General features: G+C 41.5%; 24 protein-coding genes. 8 read left to right on the top strand and 16 right to left on the bottom strand.

All coding sequences use genetic code 11. The features are described from left to right. Positions 1–187 precede the first annotated feature (187 nt). The gene (pqqA, locus tag B4K11_RS13925; protein ID WP_003243383.1) at positions 188–259 is read right to left on the bottom strand and encodes a pyrroloquinoline quinone precursor peptide PqqA; all 72 of its coding nucleotides are present in this window, start codon (positions 257–259) and stop codon (positions 188–190) included. A gap of 247 nt (positions 260–506) precedes the next feature. On the opposite strand from pqqA, the gene B4K11_RS13920 reads away from it, so the two are divergent. After that, positions 507–1355, top strand: coding sequence for an SDR family oxidoreductase (locus B4K11_RS13920; protein WP_292957855.1), 849 nt, complete (start codon positions 507–509; stop codon positions 1353–1355). 56 nt (positions 1356–1411) lie between these two features. On the opposite strand, the gene B4K11_RS13915 is transcribed toward B4K11_RS13920, so the two are convergent. From B4K11_RS13915 to B4K11_RS13875, 9 genes are all read right to left on the bottom strand, one after another. After that, positions 1412–3304 carry a propionyl-CoA synthetase gene (locus B4K11_RS13915; RefSeq protein ID WP_292959438.1) on the bottom strand — a complete coding sequence of 631 codons (1893 nt, stop codon included), beginning with the start codon at positions 3302–3304 and terminating at the stop codon, positions 1412–1414. A gap of 375 nt (positions 3305–3679) precedes the next feature. Beyond that, the gene (gene murB, locus B4K11_RS13910) at positions 3680–4699 is read right to left on the bottom strand and encodes a UDP-N-acetylmuramate dehydrogenase (RefSeq protein ID WP_292957864.1); all 1020 of its coding nucleotides are present in this window, start codon (positions 4697–4699) and stop codon (positions 3680–3682) included. A gap of 2 nt (positions 4700–4701) precedes the next feature. Then, complete coding sequence (locus B4K11_RS13905) at positions 4702–5169, bottom strand: low molecular weight protein-tyrosine-phosphatase (RefSeq protein WP_292957867.1); 468 nt, start codon at positions 5167–5169, stop codon at positions 4702–4704. A gap of 20 nt (positions 5170–5189) precedes the next feature. Beyond that, complete coding sequence (gene kdsB, locus B4K11_RS13900; protein WP_292957870.1) at positions 5190–5957, bottom strand: 3-deoxy-manno-octulosonate cytidylyltransferase; 768 nt, start codon at positions 5955–5957, stop codon at positions 5190–5192. Positions 5958–5965: 8 nt separating this feature from the next. Continuing rightward, positions 5966–6151: a Trm112 family protein gene (locus B4K11_RS13895; protein WP_292957872.1), complete on the bottom strand. Its 186-nt coding sequence runs from the start codon at positions 6149–6151 to the stop codon at positions 5966–5968. Positions 6152–6155: 4 nt separating this feature from the next. Continuing rightward, positions 6156–7172: a tetraacyldisaccharide 4'-kinase gene (gene lpxK / locus B4K11_RS13890; RefSeq protein WP_292957874.1), complete on the bottom strand. Its 1017-nt coding sequence runs from the start codon at positions 7170–7172 to the stop codon at positions 6156–6158. Beyond that, positions 7169–7588: an ExbD/TolR family protein gene (locus B4K11_RS13885; protein ID WP_292957877.1), complete on the bottom strand. Its 420-nt coding sequence runs from the start codon at positions 7586–7588 to the stop codon at positions 7169–7171. Before B4K11_RS13885 ends, lpxK begins: the two co-directional genes overlap by 4 nt. An 11-nt stretch (positions 7589–7599) precedes the next feature. Continuing rightward, complete coding sequence (locus tag B4K11_RS13880) at positions 7600–8220, bottom strand: MotA/TolQ/ExbB proton channel family protein (protein ID WP_292957879.1); 621 nt, start codon at positions 8218–8220, stop codon at positions 7600–7602. 44 nt (positions 8221–8264) lie between these two features. Further along, positions 8265–10400, bottom strand: coding sequence for a DNA internalization-related competence protein ComEC/Rec2 (locus tag B4K11_RS13875; protein WP_292959439.1), 2136 nt, complete (start codon positions 10398–10400; stop codon positions 8265–8267). Between B4K11_RS13875 and B4K11_RS13870 the strand changes: the two genes are divergently transcribed. Both B4K11_RS13870 and B4K11_RS13865 read left to right on the top strand, forming a co-directional pair. Next, positions 10381–10542 (top strand): hypothetical protein, encoded by a 162-nt coding sequence (locus B4K11_RS13870; RefSeq protein ID WP_292959440.1) that lies wholly within the window; start codon positions 10381–10383, stop codon positions 10540–10542. The genes B4K11_RS13875 and B4K11_RS13870 overlap by 20 nt on opposite strands. Before the next feature lie 44 nt (positions 10543–10586). After that, the gene (locus B4K11_RS13865) at positions 10587–11099 is read left to right on the top strand and encodes a DUF2062 domain-containing protein (protein WP_292957885.1); all 513 of its coding nucleotides are present in this window, start codon (positions 10587–10589) and stop codon (positions 11097–11099) included. A gap of 88 nt (positions 11100–11187) precedes the next feature. Here the strand turns inward: B4K11_RS13865 and B4K11_RS13860 are convergent, their stop codons facing one another. Both B4K11_RS13860 and B4K11_RS13855 read right to left on the bottom strand, forming a co-directional pair. Beyond that, positions 11188–11907: an ABC transporter ATP-binding protein gene (locus tag B4K11_RS13860; RefSeq protein ID WP_292957888.1), complete on the bottom strand. Its 720-nt coding sequence runs from the start codon at positions 11905–11907 to the stop codon at positions 11188–11190. Continuing rightward, positions 11900–13144 carry a lipoprotein-releasing ABC transporter permease subunit gene (locus tag B4K11_RS13855; protein ID WP_292957891.1) on the bottom strand — a complete coding sequence of 415 codons (1245 nt, stop codon included), beginning with the start codon at positions 13142–13144 and terminating at the stop codon, positions 11900–11902. Before B4K11_RS13855 ends, B4K11_RS13860 begins: the two co-directional genes overlap by 8 nt. Positions 13145–13366: 222 nt before the next feature. Between B4K11_RS13855 and B4K11_RS13850 the strand changes: the two genes are divergently transcribed. The 5 genes from B4K11_RS13850 to B4K11_RS13830 all read left to right on the top strand — a co-directional run bounded on the left by B4K11_RS13850 (position 13367) and on the right by B4K11_RS13830 (position 17421). Next, on the top strand, positions 13367–13933 hold the full coding sequence (locus B4K11_RS13850) for a PilZ domain-containing protein (RefSeq protein WP_292957894.1): 567 nt from the start codon (positions 13367–13369) through the stop codon (positions 13931–13933). A 21-nt stretch (positions 13934–13954) separates the two neighbouring features. Beyond that, positions 13955–14821, top strand: coding sequence for a DNA replication terminus site-binding protein (locus B4K11_RS13845; protein WP_292957896.1), 867 nt, complete (start codon positions 13955–13957; stop codon positions 14819–14821). Beyond that, entirely contained in the window at positions 14814–15128 is a 315-nt protein-coding gene (locus B4K11_RS13840; RefSeq protein ID WP_292957899.1) for a hypothetical protein, read from the top strand. The genes B4K11_RS13845 and B4K11_RS13840 overlap by 8 nt, the downstream gene beginning before the upstream one ends. A 347-nt stretch (positions 15129–15475) precedes the next feature. Continuing rightward, positions 15476–16729 (top strand): L,D-transpeptidase family protein, encoded by a 1254-nt coding sequence (locus B4K11_RS13835; protein ID WP_292957902.1) that lies wholly within the window; start codon positions 15476–15478, stop codon positions 16727–16729. A gap of 113 nt (positions 16730–16842) precedes the next feature. After that, positions 16843–17421: a YcbK family protein gene (locus B4K11_RS13830; protein WP_292959437.1), complete on the top strand. Its 579-nt coding sequence runs from the start codon at positions 16843–16845 to the stop codon at positions 17419–17421. A 6-nt stretch (positions 17422–17427) separates the two neighbouring features. Here the strand turns inward: B4K11_RS13830 and B4K11_RS13825 are convergent, their stop codons facing one another. The 4 genes from B4K11_RS13825 to B4K11_RS13810 form a co-directional block, all read right to left on the bottom strand. Continuing rightward, complete coding sequence (locus B4K11_RS13825; RefSeq protein ID WP_292957908.1) at positions 17428–17910, bottom strand: DUF4124 domain-containing protein; 483 nt, start codon at positions 17908–17910, stop codon at positions 17428–17430. A 158-nt stretch (positions 17911–18068) separates the two neighbouring features. Then, the gene (locus B4K11_RS13820; protein ID WP_292957911.1) at positions 18069–18395 is read right to left on the bottom strand and encodes a hypothetical protein; all 327 of its coding nucleotides are present in this window, start codon (positions 18393–18395) and stop codon (positions 18069–18071) included. Positions 18396–18567: 172 nt separating this feature from the next. Continuing rightward, positions 18568–19101 (bottom strand): N-acetylmuramoyl-L-alanine amidase, encoded by a 534-nt coding sequence (locus tag B4K11_RS13815; protein ID WP_292957914.1) that lies wholly within the window; start codon positions 19099–19101, stop codon positions 18568–18570. Positions 19102–19509: 408 nt separating this feature from the next. Beyond that, the coding region (locus tag B4K11_RS13810; protein ID WP_292949350.1) for a transposase at positions 19510–19699 on the bottom strand (190 nt) is incomplete at its 5' end.

Here is a 19699-nt window from a genome sequence, read left to right as displayed (position 1 = left end):
TGTACTTTCATTATTTTTCTTCTTTATATATTCTTGATAGATCTGCCTTTGAATAAGATGAAACGCGACAGGAATCTGTGTGAGTGTAAGATGAAATCAGGAATCGCGAACGCGATTAGGGTCCTTCCAAGATAAATTACCCCGACAAAGGCCGGGGTAATTTCAAAAATCGTAATAGAATCTTCTATTAACGGTTTGCGAAGTACATTGTTACTTCAAAACCGATACGCAGATCCGTGTAAGCTGGCTTAGTCCACATAATGCTCATCCTCTGTTTTTGTTATTGAAAGGTGTATACCAGAAACATAATAGGAAGGCACCGCCCTCTCATATATGGTACTTTGGAACGAAAAGGGACCTCATTTGGATTGATCCAATATCCCCAACACCATTGTTCTATACAAAATACTACCATAAACAGCCGATTTCTCAATATGTTAGAGATAAAAGTGAAAATAGATCTTGTATTCTAGGTAATAATACTTTCTATGCGGAAAAAAAGCACAATGCAATCCATTCTTATCACTGGCTGCTCGACAGGCATTGGCTATTATTGCGCACAAGCGCTCCATAAAGATGGATATAAAGTCTTTGCAACAGCAAGAAATAGAGATGATGTAGAAAATTTGAAGGCCGAGGGCTTTTTAAGCACTCAACTTGACCTCGATAGCAGCGACTCCATTGATGCAGCCCTTAAGTGGGTTTTAGCGCAAACTGGAGGTGAGCTTGACGCCCTTTTTAATAACGGCGCTTACGGACAGCCCGGTGCAGTAGAAGATTTAACTCGCGATGTTTTACGTGCACAGTTCGAAACAAATCTTTTTGGTACGCACGAACTCACCTGCAAAGCCTTGAAGATCATGAGAGAACAAGGCTATGGTCGCATTATTCAAAACAGCTCGGTGCTTGGACTTATCACCTTAAAATATAGAGGCGCCTACAACGCTTCAAAATTTGCCTTAGAAGGCCTCACTGACACTTTACGACTTGAACTGGAAGGATCACCTATCTCAATAAGCCTGATCGAGCCTGGCCCTATAGAAAGCGATTTTAGAAAAAACGCACAGATAGCTTTTAAAGAAAATATTGATACTCAACAAAGCGCTCATAAACATATATATGAGGCAGTTAATAAGCGACTCGCCAATGAGCAAAAAACACAAAAGAAAGATCCTTTCACACTAGGACCAGAAGCAGTATACAAAGCATTAAAGCACGCCTTAGAAAGCACAAATCCAAAAGCTCGATATTATGTAACTCTCCCCACTTGGCTTTTTTCTATTCTTAGGAGAGTACTCCCCACTCAGGCTCTCGATTGGGTGCTTAAGAAGATTTCTAATACTGAAAACAAATAAAAAAGGGCGATCCTAAGATCGCCCACCAACAGCTAAGGGTAAATCGTTTTATTATCTTATTCTGCAATCAAGCCATGACGCGTCATAACTTCTTCCATCACTGACAAGCTTGCAGGATCATCTATAGTTGACGGCACTGAATAATCTTGGCCATCTGCGATCTGACGCATCAATTTACGAAGGATTTTACCTGAACGAGTTTTAGGTAAACGATCAACAACAACAGCTCTTTTAAAACAAGCTACTGCGCCAATGTCTTTACGGACCATCGCTACTAGCTCAGACTCTAGCTGTTTCTCTTCGATATCAACGCCGTTTTTTAACAACACAAAGCCAATTGGCTGCTGACCTTTCAATGGATCATCCACACCAATAACTGCACACTCTGCAACAGCTGGGTGATCGGCTACGATCTCTTCCATCTCACCAGTAGATAGACGGTGACCTGCAACGTTTATCACATCATCAGTGCGCCCCATGATGAAGACATAACCATCTTCATCTTTATAACCACCATCACCAGAGCAATAGTAACCAGGGAAATCTGAAAGATAACCTGTACGGAAACGCTCGTGATCACCCCATACAGTAGGCAAACAACTAGGCGGCATTGGTAATTTAATACCTATAGCACCCTGCTCGCCCGGCGGAAGCTGATTACCTTCAGGATCAAGAATCTGAACGTCAAATCCAGAAATTGGCACTGTAGCTGAGCCAGCCTTAGGCTCTAAGGTTTCGATACCCGTCATATTACCGCAGATAGCCCAGCCGGTTTCGGTTTGCCACCAGTGATCAATAACTGGTTTACCCGTAACTTCCATTGTCCAATGATAAGTAGGAGGGTCTAAGCGCTCACCCGCCATAAACACAGATTTAAGATTCGAAAGATCATAGTTAGCAAGCAACTTACCTTCAGGATCTTCTTTCTTAATAGCGCGGAAAGCCGTAGGAGCAGAGAAAAGAACCTTAGCCTTATACTCCTCACATACACGCCAGAAAGCGCCCGCATCCGGTGTACGAACAGGCTTACCCTCATAAACAATGGTTGTACAACCCGCCAGCAGTGGCCCATAAACAATATATGAATGCCCAACGACCCAACCAACATCAGAAGCCGCCCAAAAAACATCGCCCGCTTCAACATTGTAAACAGACTTCATTGAGTACTTCATGGCGACCGCATGACCACCGTTATCACGTACAACACCTTTAGGCTTCCCTGTTGTGCCTGAGGTATAAAGAATATATAGCGGATCTGTTCCCTTAACAGGAACACAATCAGCGGGCTCAGCAGCTGCAACTGCTTCATTCCAATCCAAGTCTCTTCCTTCTATCAAAGAAGCCTGAGCTTCTGGGCGCTGCAATACGATACAAGCAGAAGGCTTATGAGCTGACTTTTCTATTGCCTGATCCAGCATAGGCTTATATTCAATTACTTTTGAGATCTCTATGCCGCAAGAAGCTGTGACCATAACTTTAGGCTCAGCATCATCGATACGAACAGCAAGCTCTTGAGGCGCAAATCCACCAAACACAACCGAGTGAATAGCACCTAAACGTGCAACAGCAAGCATTGCCACAAGTGCCTCAGGAATCATCGGCATATAAACAACAACACGATCCCCTTTCTCAACACCTTGCGATTTTAAGACACCTGCAAATTTTGCAACATCATCACGCAACTCTCTAAAAGAAATTTTACGCTTCTGACCCGTAACCGGTGAGTCATAAATGATTGCCGTATTATCAGCACGACCATTTTCGACATGGTAATCAAGCGCAAGATAGGACGTATTTAACTCCCCATCAGCAAACCAACGATCAATGCCATTTTCATCTTTTGAAAGAATTTTTTCTGGCTGTTTAAACCATGCTAGATCTTGCGCTTTCTCACCCCAGAACTCTTCAGGTGAATTGATAGATTTTGAGTACTCTGCCTGGTAGGACATGTGCTAAGGCCCTTTTTCATAAGTTAACGATGTTTTATTCCCGATTGAAGTTATTATTATTGTAGACACTTCAACCAAACTGTAGACACACTCTAACCGAGTTATTTAAAGATTAATCTACTACATAAGGTTTATACGCACACGCAGCAAGGCATAAATACCCAAAAGAAATACCCTCAAACGCCTATTTCCACAGTAAAAATGGCAGGATTGTCGACAATATTGATATTTTTACGATAAAAGCCAATTTCACAATAAAGTGACCTGTATCAGCATTACGCTGAACTAATAAGAGATCATTAATTGAAACCAATAACATATAGACATAAAAAAACACCGCTAAAAAGCAGTGTTTTTTTGAAACAAAAAATAAGACTAAGGGTATACTCTGGGCTCAATCTTTAACTTAACGCCAAAAGCTGACTCTACAGAGTCTGAGATCTTAGACGCTAACGCTAGCAAAGCGACCGAATCCCCACCACCCTTGTTAATTAATACCAGCGCTTGTTGATCATATACACCCACAGAACCTGCAATATGACCTTTCCAGCCAGCCTGATCAATCAACCACCCCGCAGCTAACTTGTAAAAACCTGCCCTATCTTTGAAGGCAACAATATTTTGATACCGCAGCTTTAAGCTCAGGAAATCTGCTTCAGAAACAACAGGATTTTCAAAGAAGCTTCCAGCATTACCTATGATAGCTGGAGATGGCAGCTTACTCATGCGGATATCACACACCGCTTTGTATACTTGATGAGATGATGGCTGATTAATGCCCTGCTCTGCCAGATAATCGACCAACCCTCGATAAGTTAAGACTGGTTTAAAAATAGAGCTTAAGCAAAACCTAACACTCCAGATGATATAGCGACCTTTCTCTATCGATTTAAACAAGCTATCCCTATAACCAAACCGACATTCCTCAGCACTTAGTTGAACCAGCCCTTTTGTTTGCATATCGTATGCCGTCAAACTATGAAAACAGTCTGACATCTCAACACCATACGCACCTATATTTTGAACTGGAGCAGCACCAACATTACCCGGTATCAATGCGAGATTCTCAAGCCCATGCAAACCCATTTGCAGCAGCTGACCAACAAGGTCATGCCAATTTTCACCGGCACCCACCTCAACTATCGCACTGTCCTCATCATCAACAAGAACATTGACCCCTTGCGTCATAACTGAGATTACCGCACCCGGGATCTTTTCACTTAGTACAAGGTTACTTCCACCACCAAGCACCAATAAAGGCCAACCATGCTCTTCAACATCTTTAAGAGCATCTTCAAGCTGATCTATTTGATCTACTTTACAATAGTGCTCAGCAGTCACTGAAAAACCGAAGCTATTTTGAGCTGTTAAATCAGCATTATTTTGCCACTGCATAGTTATACTGCCTTCATCATATGGCGCAATAATCCTTCCGAAGCCGATTCCACAAGATCCAATACAATCTCAAACCCTTTACCCTCTCCGTAATATGGATCGGGTACTTCACACTCAGGCAGCTCAGAGAAATCTAGAAACAATTGCAATAACGCCTTTGAATCTTCCGGCTGCATCTGCTCCAAATTGCTCAAATTCTGATTATCCATCGCTAGAATGTAATCAAACTCATAAAAATCTGCTTCAACAACTTGCCGAGCTTTCAGAGTGGATAGATCATAACCTCGATCTTTAGCAGCTAAAGAAGATCGCGAATCTGGCGAATTCCCTACATGATAAGCAGCCGTTCCGGCAGAATCCACAATGATACTGCCTTCCAACTTATGCTCTTTAACTAATGCACGAAAAACACCATCCGCAGTAGGTGAACGACAAATGTTACCGAGACAAACAAATAAAACTTTCTTCATTCACGTGTAGCCCTATGGCTTTAACTCTTTGATAATAGTTCTCGAAGACGCTCAAGGTCCTCAGGTGTATCAACACCCGCCGGTGGTTGCTCATCAGCCTCTGCTACGTGAATTCGTGCACCGTTCCACATCGCTCTTAACTGCTCCAAACACTCCGTCTCTTCTATAGGCGCAGGCGCCCATTTGACAAAGTCATTTAGCAGTTTCACTCTGTAGGCATAAATTCCAATATGGCGCTGCCATGAAATATTTGAAGGCATCGCCGCCTTAGACAGGTCAGTGCCAAATGAATCACGAGACCAAGGAATAGCGGCACGACTAAAATACAACGCCATACCGCCTATATCGCTTACAACCTTAACCACATTTGGATTAAGCAAGGTTTCAATATCTAAAATAGGCTCACTTAAAGTAGATATGCTTGCAGTTGTTTCCGCTTTTAAATTATGTGCAACCTGATTGATAATTCTTGCGGGCACAAGCGGCTCATCGCCTTGCACATTAACAACGATATCGTCCGCATAAAACTCCAGGTCTGATACAACCTGCTGCAGGCGGTCAGTCCCAGAGACATGCGTATCGGAGGTCATACAAACCTCAGCACCAAATCCCTTAGCGACATCAGCAATGCGCTGATCATCTGTAGCAATCAACACCCTACTCGCCTCACTTTCACAAGCGCGTTCATATACATGTTGCACCATAGGCTTGCCGTGTAAATCAGCTAAAGGCTTACCAGGAAAACGGCTAGAGGCATATCGTGCTGGAATAATAACTGAGAAGCTCATAAGTACCTTTACTTGCTTTCACGTTCTTCTAAAGTTAATTCACGTGCTTCTGTTTCAAGTAACACAGGAATATCATCTCGCACAGGATAGGCAAGTCCACTTGCCTTTGAAATTAGTTCCTGTGTCTCTTCACAATACTCTAAGGGGGTTTTGGCTACAGGGCACACTAATATATCTAACAACTTTTTATCCATTACTTTATTTACCCTTAACTTTTTTGATTTGTTCAAGCTGTGTAATTATCGCAGAAATAAAATCATTTGGGAGTTGAGCGCCAACCTCCAAATACCATGCATCGTTTAACTCAAAATCTTCTACCTTAACCGCATCTTTTTCTGTCATCACCGTGACCCCTAATTCAGAGAAAAGGAAATCACTTTCTGAGAAATCATGATGATCAGGCTTAGGATAACAATGAATCTTAGTTGTATCAGTTTCATGGTTAAAAATAAGATTCAAAGTATCAAAGAAGCGCTGCGGATTACCAATACCTGCTACAGCATTTATGCTGGAAGCAGTAAATTGATCTGCAGCAACCGACTGAGCACTACCACATGATTTAAAATGCGTAGGCTGTAATTTCATCACATAAGTATTGTCAATTTCACCCAGTGATGCACAATCGCTCCCATTGCATACAACATAATCCACAGAACTTAAGCGACTAGCCTTTTCACGAAGAGGCCCTGCAGGTAAGCAATGCCCATTACCAAGCCCCCTAGCACCATCAACAACGGCAATCTCAATATCACGCCCTAATCGATAATGCTGTAAGCCATCATCACTAATAACCACATCGCAATCGTAGTTTTTCAACAAGAATTGGGTGGCAGCACAACGGTCCGGATCAATAATAACTGGACAACCACTACGCCTATACAACATGTAGGGTTCATCACCTGACTGAACAGGAGAATCAGCCAAAGAAACATCGAATGGATATTGAGGTGCTTGGCTCTTATACCCTCGACTGACTACACCGGGTTTATAACCCTGCTTTCTCAACTCTTCAATCAGATAAACAGCTAATGGGGTTTTGCCCGTACCCCCAGCACTGATATTACCAACAATAATGAGCGGTACTGGCGGTTCCCACTGTTCTTCTATATCACGCTGATGTTTTTTGCGAGCCAAGGCGCAATATAGCCATTCCAAAGGCCTTAAATATAGCGGCGCAGCCTGATCGTTATACCAGCACGTCTCCAGCCACTTCATTCCCCAGCAAAATCTTTAGTAGTGATGCTTAATTTATCGAAACCTAACTGCCCAGAAATATCCATTGCCGTAACAACAGATTGATGCGGTGTTTTAGCATCTGCAGTGATAATGAGGGGAAGATCGCGCTTACCTTCTGATAGCTCTTTAAGCGCTCTTTTTAATGTCTCGCCTTGTGTATTTACAAGAGGCTTACCATTAACACTGTAATGACCCTCATCAGTAATCAGGATCTCTAACACTAGATCATCACTAACCGTTACATCACCTGCCGCTTCAGGCAGATCGACCTCCAAGTGCGTTTCTTTGGTAAACGTTGTAGAAACCATGAAGAAAATGAGTAACAGGAAAACCACGTCAATAAGCGGAGTTAGGTTAACATTAACCTCCTCCCTGCTTTGTCTAGGAAATTTCACAATCTTAATCCTTACTCAACATCGATATCACGCTCACCATGCATCACTTCGATAAGCTTTATAGTCTCTTCTTCCATTGTGATGACTAAGGTATCAATGCGACGCTGAAAATAGCGATGAAATATCAAAGCTGGAATAGCAATAGTCAAACCAGCCGCGGTTGTGATTAGTGCCTCTGAGATACCACCAGCTAAGATACTCGCATTACCTGTACCCTGGATCATGATTTCATTAAACACTTTAATCATACCTATCACTGTGCCTAACAGCCCGAGAAGAGGTGTTATCGCTGCAACAGTACCCAATGGATTCAGAAAACGCTCAAGATCATGCACAACTTGACCAGCAGCTTCTTGGATGCTTTCTTTCATGATCTCACGACCATGAGAAGCATTATTTAAACCGGCAACCAAAATCACACCCAAAGGACTGCTTTGCTTGATATCCTTTAAACGTTCAGCCGTGATATTACGTTGTTTAATTAACGCCCATACCTCTGCCAACAAGCCAGGTGGTGAAACCCTACTAGGCCTTAAAGTCCAAAGACGTTCTAAACAAATAGCCAACGCAATAACAGAACTAATTACGATTGGGATCATCAACCAACCGCCTGATTGTAAAAGCTCAAACACAATAAATTCTCCTTTAACTGCGCGTACTCTAACACAGATTTAAACTATCTCCAGAAACGAATTTCTTCGTGACGCATACTTTCTGCTATACACCTATTTTCTTTGCGTGATTTGAGAAAAACAGCCCCATCTGTTGCTGTGAAGTATGCCTGCGCACCACTTTTATACACTCGCTTTACCACCTCTGGATGAGGATGATTAAATGAATTCCCATACCCAGCACTAAAAATCACATGCTTAGGCCGGAAGCCTTTTAAAATAGCATCGGACGTAGAGGTACGACTGCCATGATGCGAAGCCACCAGCCAGTCTATATTAAGATTTTGATCTATTGAAATCCTCTTTTCTACTCGCTTACTAATATCACCTGGTAATAAAACCGCACACTGCTTATTCGATACTAGTAATACACAGGAACGATCATTATCTTCAATACCTTCACTACCTGCGAGGAATTCGAAACGAGTAGATCCGACATGCCATATATCTCCTCGCCTACAATACTTATTAGACTCGTCCACCCTACCAAAAGAACGATAGACCTCTTTAACAGCAGTGTTTTTTGTTAAAACTGAATAACCCCCAACATGATCGTTGTCATCATGGCTAAGTATCAAATGATCAAGTTGTTTGATCCCCTTAGACTGAAAATAAGGCAACAATGAACGTTCGAATGCAGAAGAACCACTTTTATATGACGCCCCCGTATCATAAAGAAGGCGATACTCCCCTACCTCCACCAATACGGCTAACCCTTGGCCGACATCAAAGACAATGACATCAAACTCTTGATCCAACCTTGAATTTTCAAACTTGTTAAAAACTAACGGTAACAAAAAGATAAATGCCAGTGGTTTAGGTATCCACCCTTTAGGAGAGATTAAAATCACGCATGCAACAACCACCAAACATAAACTTAAAATGGTCTGATATTGTATGTCTATAAAAGCCCATTCCCAGCTAGCTGCATTCTCCACCATCCACCAAAACAACCTAACGATCGTTTGCTCTATATAAGCCAACCAATAGAGATCGATACTCGTTAAGATCAAGTTAATAAATGAGACAACAACTAAAACAGAAACTAAGGGGATAGCTATAAGGTTTATCACAGGTCCTACCGTTGATGCGCCCGAGAAAAAAAACAAATACAACGGCAACATTCCAGCTAGCAAAGCCAATTGAAGTTTAAACACTGAATACCATGTTATAGAGAGCTGACTAAACCAAATCAGCAATGCCACGGCTCCAAACGAAAGCCACAACCCTACTTCAAACGCAGCCAAAGGAGACAGTGCCAATACACATACCAACGCAACCCACCAACGTGTCCAGTGATCTACAAACCACCTCATCATTGCAGACGACACAAACACAGCAATCATAATGAACGCTCGCTGAGTAGGAATTTCAGCACCCGCAAGTAACATATAAAACCCAGCCAACATCATTGAAAGCACGTAAGGAAGATAGGCAACTGTCCGAGGTAGTAGAAAACTAATTATTCGCCCAATCCACCAGCCCAAGACAGCCATAAAACCTATATGTAAACCACTAATGACAGCCAAATGAACCGTGCCAGATCTTCTAAGAATCTCCCAACTTTCATCTGAAAGGTTCTTTTTATAACCCGTAATTAATGCTTGCAGCAAAGCATAGGCCTTAGGATTTTCATATCGGCTTTCAATATTGAGATTGATTAAATCACGCAGATTATCAATAACACTAAAAGAACTAACCCCCGTAATTTCTAGTGAACGAACATAGCCTGTTGCATCAAAGCCCCTAACCAACAACCAGCGCTCATAATCAAAACCATTTGGATTTACTAATCCATGGGGAGGCTTTAGTCGCACATCAATCCGAAGTTTATGCCCAGGCTTGAGTATCTGAGAGGGTTTGTACCATGAAAGCTTTAATTTTCGGACACTTAAATCGGAGATTTCAATATCAGAGAGAGCCTCGATTGAAGCCACTTCAAAGTTGAAATGGGTCACGCCCTTTTCAGTTCTTGGGAGCCCAGTGATAACACCAGTAACGCGCCAATCAGTTCGCACAAACTCATCAGAGAGCTTATGGGAAACTTGCCAATGCCCCCATAAGGTCGCATAGATAAATCCACCCACAAAACAAAGCATTAAGCCTTTGTAGTGCCAAGAAATGAATTTAAAACATAACAAGGTTATGCATGCTAAACAGGCGCAAACAACGAGCGATATTAAATGCGGTTGCCACCCAGCTAAAACAAAACCTATGGCAATAGCGATCATCCTTGATCTCATGCGTAAGTTTCCTTGGCTTAGTCCTAAGCAGCGGGCATAATGGAACAAATCCCGTTTGCTAGCCAATAATAAGTAAAGAAGAAAATGCCACGCAAACTACTAAAAAAATACATGCCAAATGAAGAGAAACTCAAACAGCATAAACATTTGAGTTGGCTGGGTCATTATATTCATGAACCTAATCTCTGGCACCTAAACAGAAAGTCTGTAGCAAGAGCATTCTTTGTCGGTCTGTTCTGCGCCTTCCTGCCTATCCCAATGCAAATGCTTGTGGCTGCACTCTTTGCTATTGGCCTTAAAAGCAACCTCCCTATATCTATCGGACTCGTTTGGATTACTAATCCCATTACGATGCCGCCAATTTTCTACTGCGCTTATCGAGTAGGAGACTTCTTGATTGGAGATCCAAATAATACAGTTGCTTTTGAGATGAGCATGGAGTTTTTACAAAACAGCATTTCTGTTATTTGGTGGCCATTGTTATTCGGCTCAATTATCTGCGGCCTTTTCTTTGGTACTGTAGCCTACTTTGCTATACAAGGATTTTGGGCATGGCATGTGAATCGAAGCTGGAAAAAGCGTAGCGACAAGCAATAAATAGTTACCGCCTGCTTTAAAAAACGAACAGAATTTCAACGTTTCAGCCAGATAATAAAAATGCGCTAATTCACATCAATCATTATGATTAACGCTCTACTAGTTTTCCATCAATCAGCTCTAATACTCGACCGGTACGCTTTGCCAGTTCTGGGTCGTGTGTGACCAAAACAAAAGCAATACCATATTCCTGATTTAGGCTATCTATTAGCACCTGGACACTTTCAGCTGTACCTCTATCCAAGTTACCAGTGGGCTCGTCCATCAAAACAACAGCGGGCTTGCCAATCAAGGCGCGAGCTATAGCCACCCTTTGGCGCTCACCACCACTGAGTTGCGCTGGTTTATGAGACAAGCGATGAGACAGACCTACAGAGACAAGTACCTCTTCAGCAAGAGATTTCACTTCATCTAACGGCATATCACGCATTAACAGAGGCATCGCGGCATTCTCTAATGCTGTAAACTCTGGTAGCAGATGATGAAACTGATAAACAAAGCCTAAAGAGGCATTTCTCACTTTCGCTCGCTGAGCTTCATTTCCATCATGTAGATCCTGCCCTGAAACCAGCACATCACCAGAAGAAGGCTCATCAAGGCCTCCAAGAATATTGAGCAGTGTACTCTTGCCTGAACCAGAGGATCCAATAATAGCCAGCTGCTCCCCCTGATGAAGTTTGAAATCTAAATCAGATAACACTTTAACTTCATGGTCAGCGTCATTGTAGACTTTAGAGACCAACCTAGCCTCTAAAACCACTTCTTTGGTAACTCCTGCGGAAGGTGATAATTGATCTGTATTACTCATAACGCAAAGCCTCAGCAGGATGTGTTTTTGCAGCACGCCAAGCAGGATAGATTGTTGCGAGGAAACTGATTAATAAAGCCGAACAAGTAATGACACCAACATCGCCCCACTGCAGGTCTGATGGCAGGTAACTGATAAAGTACACATCAGCATTTAAAAATTGCAGACTAAATGTACGCTCAACCCAAGCGATCAGATCAGAGATAGTCAACGCCAACGTGACACCAAGTGCCGTCCCTAATAGCGTTCCCATAGAACCTATCACCGCACCCTGAATCATGAAGATTCTCATTATTCTTCCAGGTGTCGCCCCTAAAGTTCTTAAAATAGCCACATCTGCCTTTTTATCAGTCACTACCATGACCAGTGTAGAAACAATATTAAAAGCCGCCACAAGAACAATTAAGAACAATAACAAGCCAATCATCTTCTTCTCTAACTGAATAGCCTGAAATAGATTGCCGTGAGTCCTAGTCCAATCACTCGAACCGTAATAACCATCGAGACTTGTTGAAATTTCTCTAATCTTAGCGGGCGCATCGAAAAGGTCATGAAATTTAAGGCGTATACCTTCAACTCCATCACCTAAACGCTTTATTTTTGCAGCATCATTGAGGCTAATATAAGCAAGATTAGCATCCAGTTCAGCCCCTACAGAGAAAGTACCAACAACCGTGAATCGCTTTAATCGAGGAACGACACCCGCAACACTGACTGAAGCCTCAGGCAATACCAGCGTCACTTTGTCCCCAACTCTGGCACCTAAATAACGTGCTAACAGATCCCCTAGGACAATACCAAATCGCTGCTGATTCAATGCCTCAAGCGAACCGGTCTTAATGTGATTCCCAAGTATGGAGACACTTTTTTCAATGCTTGGATCAATACCATTAACTAAGGCTCCGCGCACAACCCCTTTGCTCGTAAGCATGCCTTGTGCTTGTATGAAGGGCGCAGCAGAGACAACATCGGGATACTCAGACAAGCGAGCAACCAGAGCAGGCCAATCTTCTATTGGCTTTCCATATGCATTAATAGAACCGTGAGGAACCATGCCAAGAATACGCTGCTTAAGCTCACGATCAAAACCGTTCATAACGGAAAGGACTACAATCAACGCAGCGACGCCAAGCATTAAACCCAGCATAGAAGCCAAAGAGATGAAAGAGATGAAATGATTGCTTCGCTTTGCAGCGGTGTAACGCAATCCAATAAACAAAGATAAAGGTTTAAACATGGCGCGATTAAACCATAGAAACCCTGCTGTGTAAAAAGCAGACAGCCTTAAAGAGCATAAAAGAATATTAGCGTAACCAATTGTTAAATAATGAATAGTTAAAGAATGAACTATCAAAAAATAATTGACTCTAACAACGAATAAAATCAACAGTCTGATGCTTTTCTTATAATTTCTACTTATACTCGGAAAAGAACTATCTATCACCATCGAGGGTTAGTAATGCAGGAACAAGATCGCCGTCAATACTTCCGAATTGATCAACGCGTTTCATTGGAACTTAAGATCATTTCAGAATCAGAAATTGATGCTCATCCTAAGCCTACTCAATTTGATGTATCCCCTAACTTTACGCTACTTAGTGAACTCCAAGAGATGGATTCACAAAGCAGTCAGCTACTGCGTAAAGTCTCAGAGAAAGACAGTAACGTTGCGTCATTACTTAAAGTAATGCATGACAAAATTGAGCGAATTGCACAAGCGGTTGCTTCAACAGAGATGACTGTTAGCAACGCAGCGATACAAGAGGTCAATTTATCTGAAGGCGGCGTTCAGTTCAGACATAATGAAGCATTTGAAATCGATTCATATCTATCTGTAAAATTGGTATTTCCCGAATCATGCCTCGGCTTACTTATCTATGCCCAATGCTGTCGTAGTGAAGCAATGGCCGACGGCAGTTATCTAACTGGCGTTGAATTCATTAAAATGCCTGAAAGCTGCCGCATGATACTTGCCAGAGAAATATTCGATAGCCAAGCACGCCAAAGAAAAAAATCCGCTGACTAAGCATCTACCTAGGCCAATTAAATGAGCGAGCGTGAAACTGAAATCTTAATTCGAAGCTTTGACCAGCTTCACGCTCTACTTAAGCAGTTTCGCTCTCGCCTACTACTTGATTTAAAAAAACACACAGCTCCACACCGGATATTTTCTGATTCATCTGAACCAACATCTATCAATAAGATCGCAGATACACTCACAAATATTTGGTTTTTAAAAAAAGGAGATGGCCGCTGTACTGAAAACCTCTATGGGTTAATTGGTGTTTCACCAGAACTTATCCCTATTCTGCACCAACTTAATAGTGCTAAAAGCCATTTTCAGCAGTCAGTAAAAAAGTACCGGGATCAATATGGAAACCCTTTATCGGTTTTGCATAAGCGCGCAGAGAACTTAAATGAGGACTTACAAGCAGCGGGGCTAGCGCGTTTACACCTTAAACAATGCTATCGGCAGCTCCCTGTTTTAGATTCGACACCGGATAAGATCCAGTTTAGCTGGTATACAAGTGGTCGAAGTATCAAAAAGCTATCGATTAAAGAAGCTGAATCAAGACTCCTGAAGATGGATATTTCTCAGCTCCATATACAACTACAACTCGAAGCACTTTCTAAGATTCCGAGTTCTGAGTCTCTCGCTCAGATTCAAACGCAAGTACCTGTCATGCGGGCTAATATTATGTGGAAACGGAATGATGAGATAACACGCAAGGCAAGAAATGCACCACTGCCTATTTTCTTTCCACTAGATGATAAACAATCATTTCCAGAATATAATACGCCTAGTGTAACCCCCCCTGAAACCCGTCAACGACAGCAACGCAGTGATCAACGTATTGATCCAGAGCCATATCTGCCTAGTTTACACATGCATCGTTACAGAGAAAATGACTGAAAAAAAATCTAACAACTATTTACATCACATTGCTGTGGGAATTGGCTTTGCCGGTCTCATCATCTGGTATTACATTGGCAAAGAGCTTGGATTCCTCGACTGGATGATTCAACTAATGCCTGTGAAATATGCGGGTTCTGGAATGATGCTTGGCATTATGATTATGATGACGCCAGGCTTTTTTATCTGGTCACGCTATAACCGCTGGATAGAGAAGAAGCTTAAAGTTAAAGGTATGTACTACGAAGATGAATACTATAAAGAACAGGATGCTCTAAAAGAAAAAAAGAAAAAAACGAATCAATAGCACCATTCCCCTTGGATGCCCTGCTGTGAATTCCACTCCTAAACAGCAAGGGCATATATTACTCTCCCGCTTCATCTTAAATTCATCTTGCAACGACTACTATTTTTTTATGCACCCATATTCTCAAAATTAAGACGGTGAAAACTATTCACGTCATCTTACTTGAACATTTGTGAAATCAGTTCTGTACTTAATAAACCCATTTAAAAGATAGAAATACAGATATTAATCCAGAAGCCAAGGCATAGAAGTAGTTAAGGCCCATAAGACGACTGGTTACTATGGATGGACAACTTATGCGGTATTTTTTAAATTTCATCACATTTATTAGCTTTTTAGCATTATCAATGACATCCATAGCCGTTGAGACTCCAGCTCAAACCGCCCGAATGCAAACACCGACTGAAGACTCAACCATTTATCATTCTACTCAAGATAATAATCCTCTGACACATTCCACAATAGAAACAACTTTGATTCACACAGACACAACTAGCGACATTAAAAAGCCCCCCCTTACATTACAACTAGCTAAACTCCAGTCAGCCCTAGATTTCTATGAAAACATAGCAAAGACAAAAAAATGGCAAACAACTCCTAAAGGAAAATTACTCAGTTTTGGTGAAATACATCCACATGTCCGTTTACTAAGAAATAAGTTAGTACTTTTAGGAGATCACCCGCCTCTTGAGTGCGCCCAAGTAAAAGATGAACTCTTCGATATAGAACTGCACGAAGCGCTTATCCGCTTTCAAACCCGACACGGAGGAAAAGCTGACGGTATTTTAGGGCCTAACACGCGATTCCATCTTAATGTGACACCTTATCAACGCGTCAATCAACTCAAGGTTAACATTGCACGTATAACAGATTTCTCACCTAACACAGACAGATTTATTCAAGTTAATATCCCTGAATATAGACTGTACTTATATGAGCACAACCAGCAAATTCTTTCGATGAAAACTATTGTTGGCAAAAAGAAACGAAAAACTCCTGTTTTCAATAGCCTAGTAGATCGAATTGTCGTAAATCCGTCATGGCATGTACCGAAGAGTATTGCTTACAAAGATATCATCCCCGCATTAAAAGAGGATCCTAACCACTTAACTAAAATGAACCTAAAAGTTGTCACAGGATGGGGCGATAGTAAAAAATTTATAGCCGCTGAAGATATTGATTATGAAAAGCTATACACCGGAAAAAACTATCAACGCTTTTGGGAGGCTCCAAGCAATAAGAATACATTAGGAAGCGTCAAATTTCTTACAAATGGCCCCTACTCAGTTTACCTACACGATACATCCGCTAAACGGTTGTTTAACGAATCTAATCGCGCATATAGCTCAGGCTGCATTCGCCTTGAACAACCGAGGAAATTAGCGGATGAACTGATGAGGATGACTCACGGGTGGACTAGCTCAGAGCTGGATGCTGTATTCAAACAAGCAAAAACAAAACAATATCGTTTAAACGACCCAATTCCACTGCACGTAACATACTGGACAGCGTGGGTTGATTCAAAAGGCCTAACCCACTTCAGATCAGATATATATAAGCGTGATAAGTATCAATTATCAATCGCTCAATCATCAGATTGAATATTTTCCAGTGCTGTATCAAAATTTCTCATGTTAATTAGCTGTACAAATTATGTACTACCTGCTTCGAGTTCGGCATAATGCACGCACACTTAAAAAGCCAATGAGAAAGAATGTTAGATCATAAATCCCCCACTCCCCATATGCCTTGCACTTCACGTCGTAAATTTCTAAAAATACTCGGAGGCGTATCTGCGCTAAGCACAATTCCTTCTCAAAGCTTTGCTAATATTCAGCAACCACGAGAACTTGGTCTTTCCCTTTTAAATTTACATACAGGCGAATCCTTAAAAAGCACCTTCTTCTCTGAGGGTAGCTACTTAAATGAAAGTTTGAATGATCTCAATTTCCTACTCCGCGATCATCGAAATAACCAAGTTCATCAGATGGATAGGCAATTACTCTCACTTCTTCACGATCTACAGCAACAATTTGGTGCAGACAAGCCGCTACATATCATCTCTGCTTATAGATCCCCTGAAACAAATGAAAAGCTAAGAGCTAATAGCAAAAAGGTGGCTAAGAAAAGCTACCATATGAAAGGACAAGCAATAGATATAAGAATACCTGGCATTCCCCTTAAGGAACTGCACCAAGCATCATTAGAAAAACGCGCGGGAGGGGTTGGGATTTATAGCAAGAGCGACTTCATCCACTTAGATGTTGGTAGAGTCAGAAGCTGGGGTGTTTAAAGCTTTCTAACTTTTCGTTTTTGAATCGTTATACGCTTTTAGCTTTTGATTCAGCTTTTGAGGCTTGCTTGGCGTATCGTTATTCCGCCCCTCTTCAATCTCTTTAATACGTTCCCGTTTATCATAGCCTTTGATCTGCTGATTAAGGCTCTTTAATTCATTAGAACGTTTATTACTCGCTGATTTTTCTTTCTCTTCATCTTCAGGATATTCGACCGTTACCGGTGCATTTACTTCCTCAGGCGAGTCAATGGGATTACTCAGTTTAGCGGGTCTGGGTGGAGTATAGGGTTGCATTGTGTTGAATTTATCTTTCTTGAGGGTACCTGAGGTAATAGAACCTTTTATTTGCTCCCTCTCAGCACCTTGCGGTGGTTTATCACTAAAATGTCGAACACCACTTTCATCTACCCAACTGTAGACTTCGTCAGCCGTCGCAGTGAAAGGTAACACCGCAATACAGCTGCATAATAAGACCCTTAAATTCATATGACTCCCTCCAATACTATTTCAGCATAGCAGCTACAGCCAGCTTATTGAAATATGCAGTTTTCCGCTTATAAACTATGTCTACTTTTCCTGATAAAGAAAATAATAATTGAATTCATTTTGACTAAATACGATAAGTCTACCTTATCGGCACCTACTCATTTTGCAAAATAATTACACATCCAGTCGTATAATATTTGTTCGGTCAGATCCGCCAGATCAAGTTCCTTGAAACTACCCTTAGGATCTTTCTCTTTAAATGAGAATTGGTACATCAACACATCCGGATACTGATCATGAAGAATAATGATAATACGCTTGCCTGAGCGTAAACAATCAATGGTCATTGCATCAGCTGGAACAGCATTCTTACGCATATTCTGGCTAACACCCACAATTGGATCAAGATCATCAAAGTCTTTCTGAATACGTGTATGCGCAAGCGTTGCAAGATCACAGAGTTTCTCAAGTGATTGGCTCGTCACAAACCTCTCCTAACAAATAATAGTTTGTTTAATATTCTATCAGAGTGCCACTCAGTTGATCTAAATTAAAATTAGAGTCTTACGGATCAACAATAAGACCCTTGTGGTTTTAAGCTCAGCTTGAATTGTGCCTCATTGGTTCTCGCCTGCTAAACTCCAGAGCAAATAATTGTCACGCAAAACACTCTGCCATCTCCTCGATAGCCAGCGTGTAAGCATCAATTAAAGCCCCCATATGACGCTGAGCAGTCAAAAGATCATCATCATTGTCAATAAAAAATGGCTCCGCAATTAAACACGGGGCATCAGTTTTCTTTAACAAATACCCACCGCGATCTTCAGAGCTTTTAGCCTTAATACCTCTATCCGTCAGACCTAAAGCATCAACGAGTTTATTTTGTAAAACCTCGGCGATCTTTTTACCTGTTTTTGAACGATGATAATAAAGCACCTCCGTACCCGTAGCGCTTCTATTAAAAGCATTACAGTGAAGACTAACTATAAAGTCCGGTTCTAATTCATTAATATCTTCAGGAAGCGATGAATAGGTTCTTCGATAAACCCTTTGAACAAAGACTCCTCTAACCCTAGATTCAATAGCCTTGGCAAGCTCTTCGTTGAACACAAATTCACTTAAACCGTCGGTAGGATTAACTGCACCTGGCGAGTTTTTTTTATGGCCGATGACAAGTGCGCACGTTTTCATAATAACCATCCTTGATCACATAAGATTTGGGGCCTAAGTAAAAGAACTAAGACCCAAGCTTTGATTTACAATAGAGGCGCAATAAGACAACAGACAACAGACAACAGACAACAGACAACAGACAACAGACAAGTGCACCAGAACTGCAAACCAGTTTATGGCACCAAGAAATAAAACTCTTCAATAATGAGACAGCACAATCCTTGATGCTGATAAAGCAGAACCGCTATATACGCAGATAATAGTAGTTCATACCTTAATGTAAGAAAACCCTAATTAGGGAACCTGCGATTAAGTCCCGTATTTTAGGTGGTTGAACTGTCTGAATGGATTTCGGCTATTTTAAGACGTTTTTACCCCGTACTGAAATGTCGATATCCTTTTTTACAACATATCGACGGACTTACCCTAAGCCCTCATCATCTGATCCACCCGAACCCTATTAGCCAGAGCTAAAAGCATCGCTAATTTACTAGCATTCTTCTTCAGCCCTCGATACCGAGCTTTAGTAAATCCAAATTGGCATTTAATTATCCTGAACCTGTGCTCTACTTTTGTCCTGATACTGGCTTTCATATACTCAATGCTTATCGGTACT

The sequence above is a fragment of the Neptuniibacter sp. UBA6509 genome, from assembly GCA_002435145.1.
Classification (GTDB): Bacteria; Pseudomonadota; Gammaproteobacteria; order Pseudomonadales; family Balneatricaceae; genus Neptuniibacter.
Note: the sequence above shows the minus strand (reverse complement) of the source record. Positions and strands in the feature narration are given on the sequence as shown.

Coding starts and splice junctions, on each gene's coding strand:
- murB (WP_292957864.1), bottom strand. CDS start 4,699: ATGCAGTGGCAAAATAATGCTGATTTAACAGCTCAAAATAGCTTCGGT.
- B4K11_RS13855 (WP_292957891.1), bottom strand. CDS start 13,144: ATGTTTAAACCTTTATCTTTGTTTATTGGATTGCGTTACACCGCTGCA.
- B4K11_RS13905 (WP_292957867.1), bottom strand. CDS start 5,169: ATGAAGAAAGTTTTATTTGTTTGTCTCGGTAACATTTGTCGTTCACCT.
- B4K11_RS13860 (WP_292957888.1), bottom strand. CDS start 11,907: ATGAGTAATACAGATCAATTATCACCTTCCGCAGGAGTTACCAAAGAA.
- B4K11_RS13895 (WP_292957872.1), bottom strand. CDS start 6,151: ATGGATAAAAAGTTGTTAGATATATTAGTGTGCCCTGTAGCCAAAACC.
- lpxK (WP_292957874.1), bottom strand. CDS start 7,172: ATGAAGTGGCTGGAGACGTGCTGGTATAACGATCAGGCTGCGCCGCTA.
- B4K11_RS13915 (WP_292959438.1), bottom strand. CDS start 3,304: ATGTCCTACCAGGCAGAGTACTCAAAATCTATCAATTCACCTGAAGAG.
- B4K11_RS13845 (WP_292957896.1), top strand. CDS start 13,955: ATGAGCGAGCGTGAAACTGAAATCTTAATTCGAAGCTTTGACCAGCTT.
- B4K11_RS13835 (WP_292957902.1), top strand. CDS start 15,476: ATGACATCCATAGCCGTTGAGACTCCAGCTCAAACCGCCCGAATGCAA.
- B4K11_RS13815 (WP_292957914.1), bottom strand. CDS start 19,101: ATGAAAACGTGCGCACTTGTCATCGGCCATAAAAAAAACTCGCCAGGT.
- B4K11_RS13850 (WP_292957894.1), top strand. CDS start 13,367: ATGCAGGAACAAGATCGCCGTCAATACTTCCGAATTGATCAACGCGTT.
- B4K11_RS13865 (WP_292957885.1), top strand. CDS start 10,587: ATGCCACGCAAACTACTAAAAAAATACATGCCAAATGAAGAGAAACTC.
- kdsB (WP_292957870.1), bottom strand. CDS start 5,957: ATGAGCTTCTCAGTTATTATTCCAGCACGATATGCCTCTAGCCGTTTT.
- B4K11_RS13920 (WP_292957855.1), top strand. CDS start 507: ATGCAATCCATTCTTATCACTGGCTGCTCGACAGGCATTGGCTATTAT.
- B4K11_RS13840 (WP_292957899.1), top strand. CDS start 14,814: ATGACTGAAAAAAAATCTAACAACTATTTACATCACATTGCTGTGGGA.
- B4K11_RS13825 (WP_292957908.1), bottom strand. CDS start 17,910: ATGAATTTAAGGGTCTTATTATGCAGCTGTATTGCGGTGTTACCTTTC.
- B4K11_RS13830 (WP_292959437.1), top strand. CDS start 16,843: ATGTTAGATCATAAATCCCCCACTCCCCATATGCCTTGCACTTCACGT.
- B4K11_RS13870 (WP_292959440.1), top strand. CDS start 10,381: ATGAATTTAAAACATAACAAGGTTATGCATGCTAAACAGGCGCAAACA.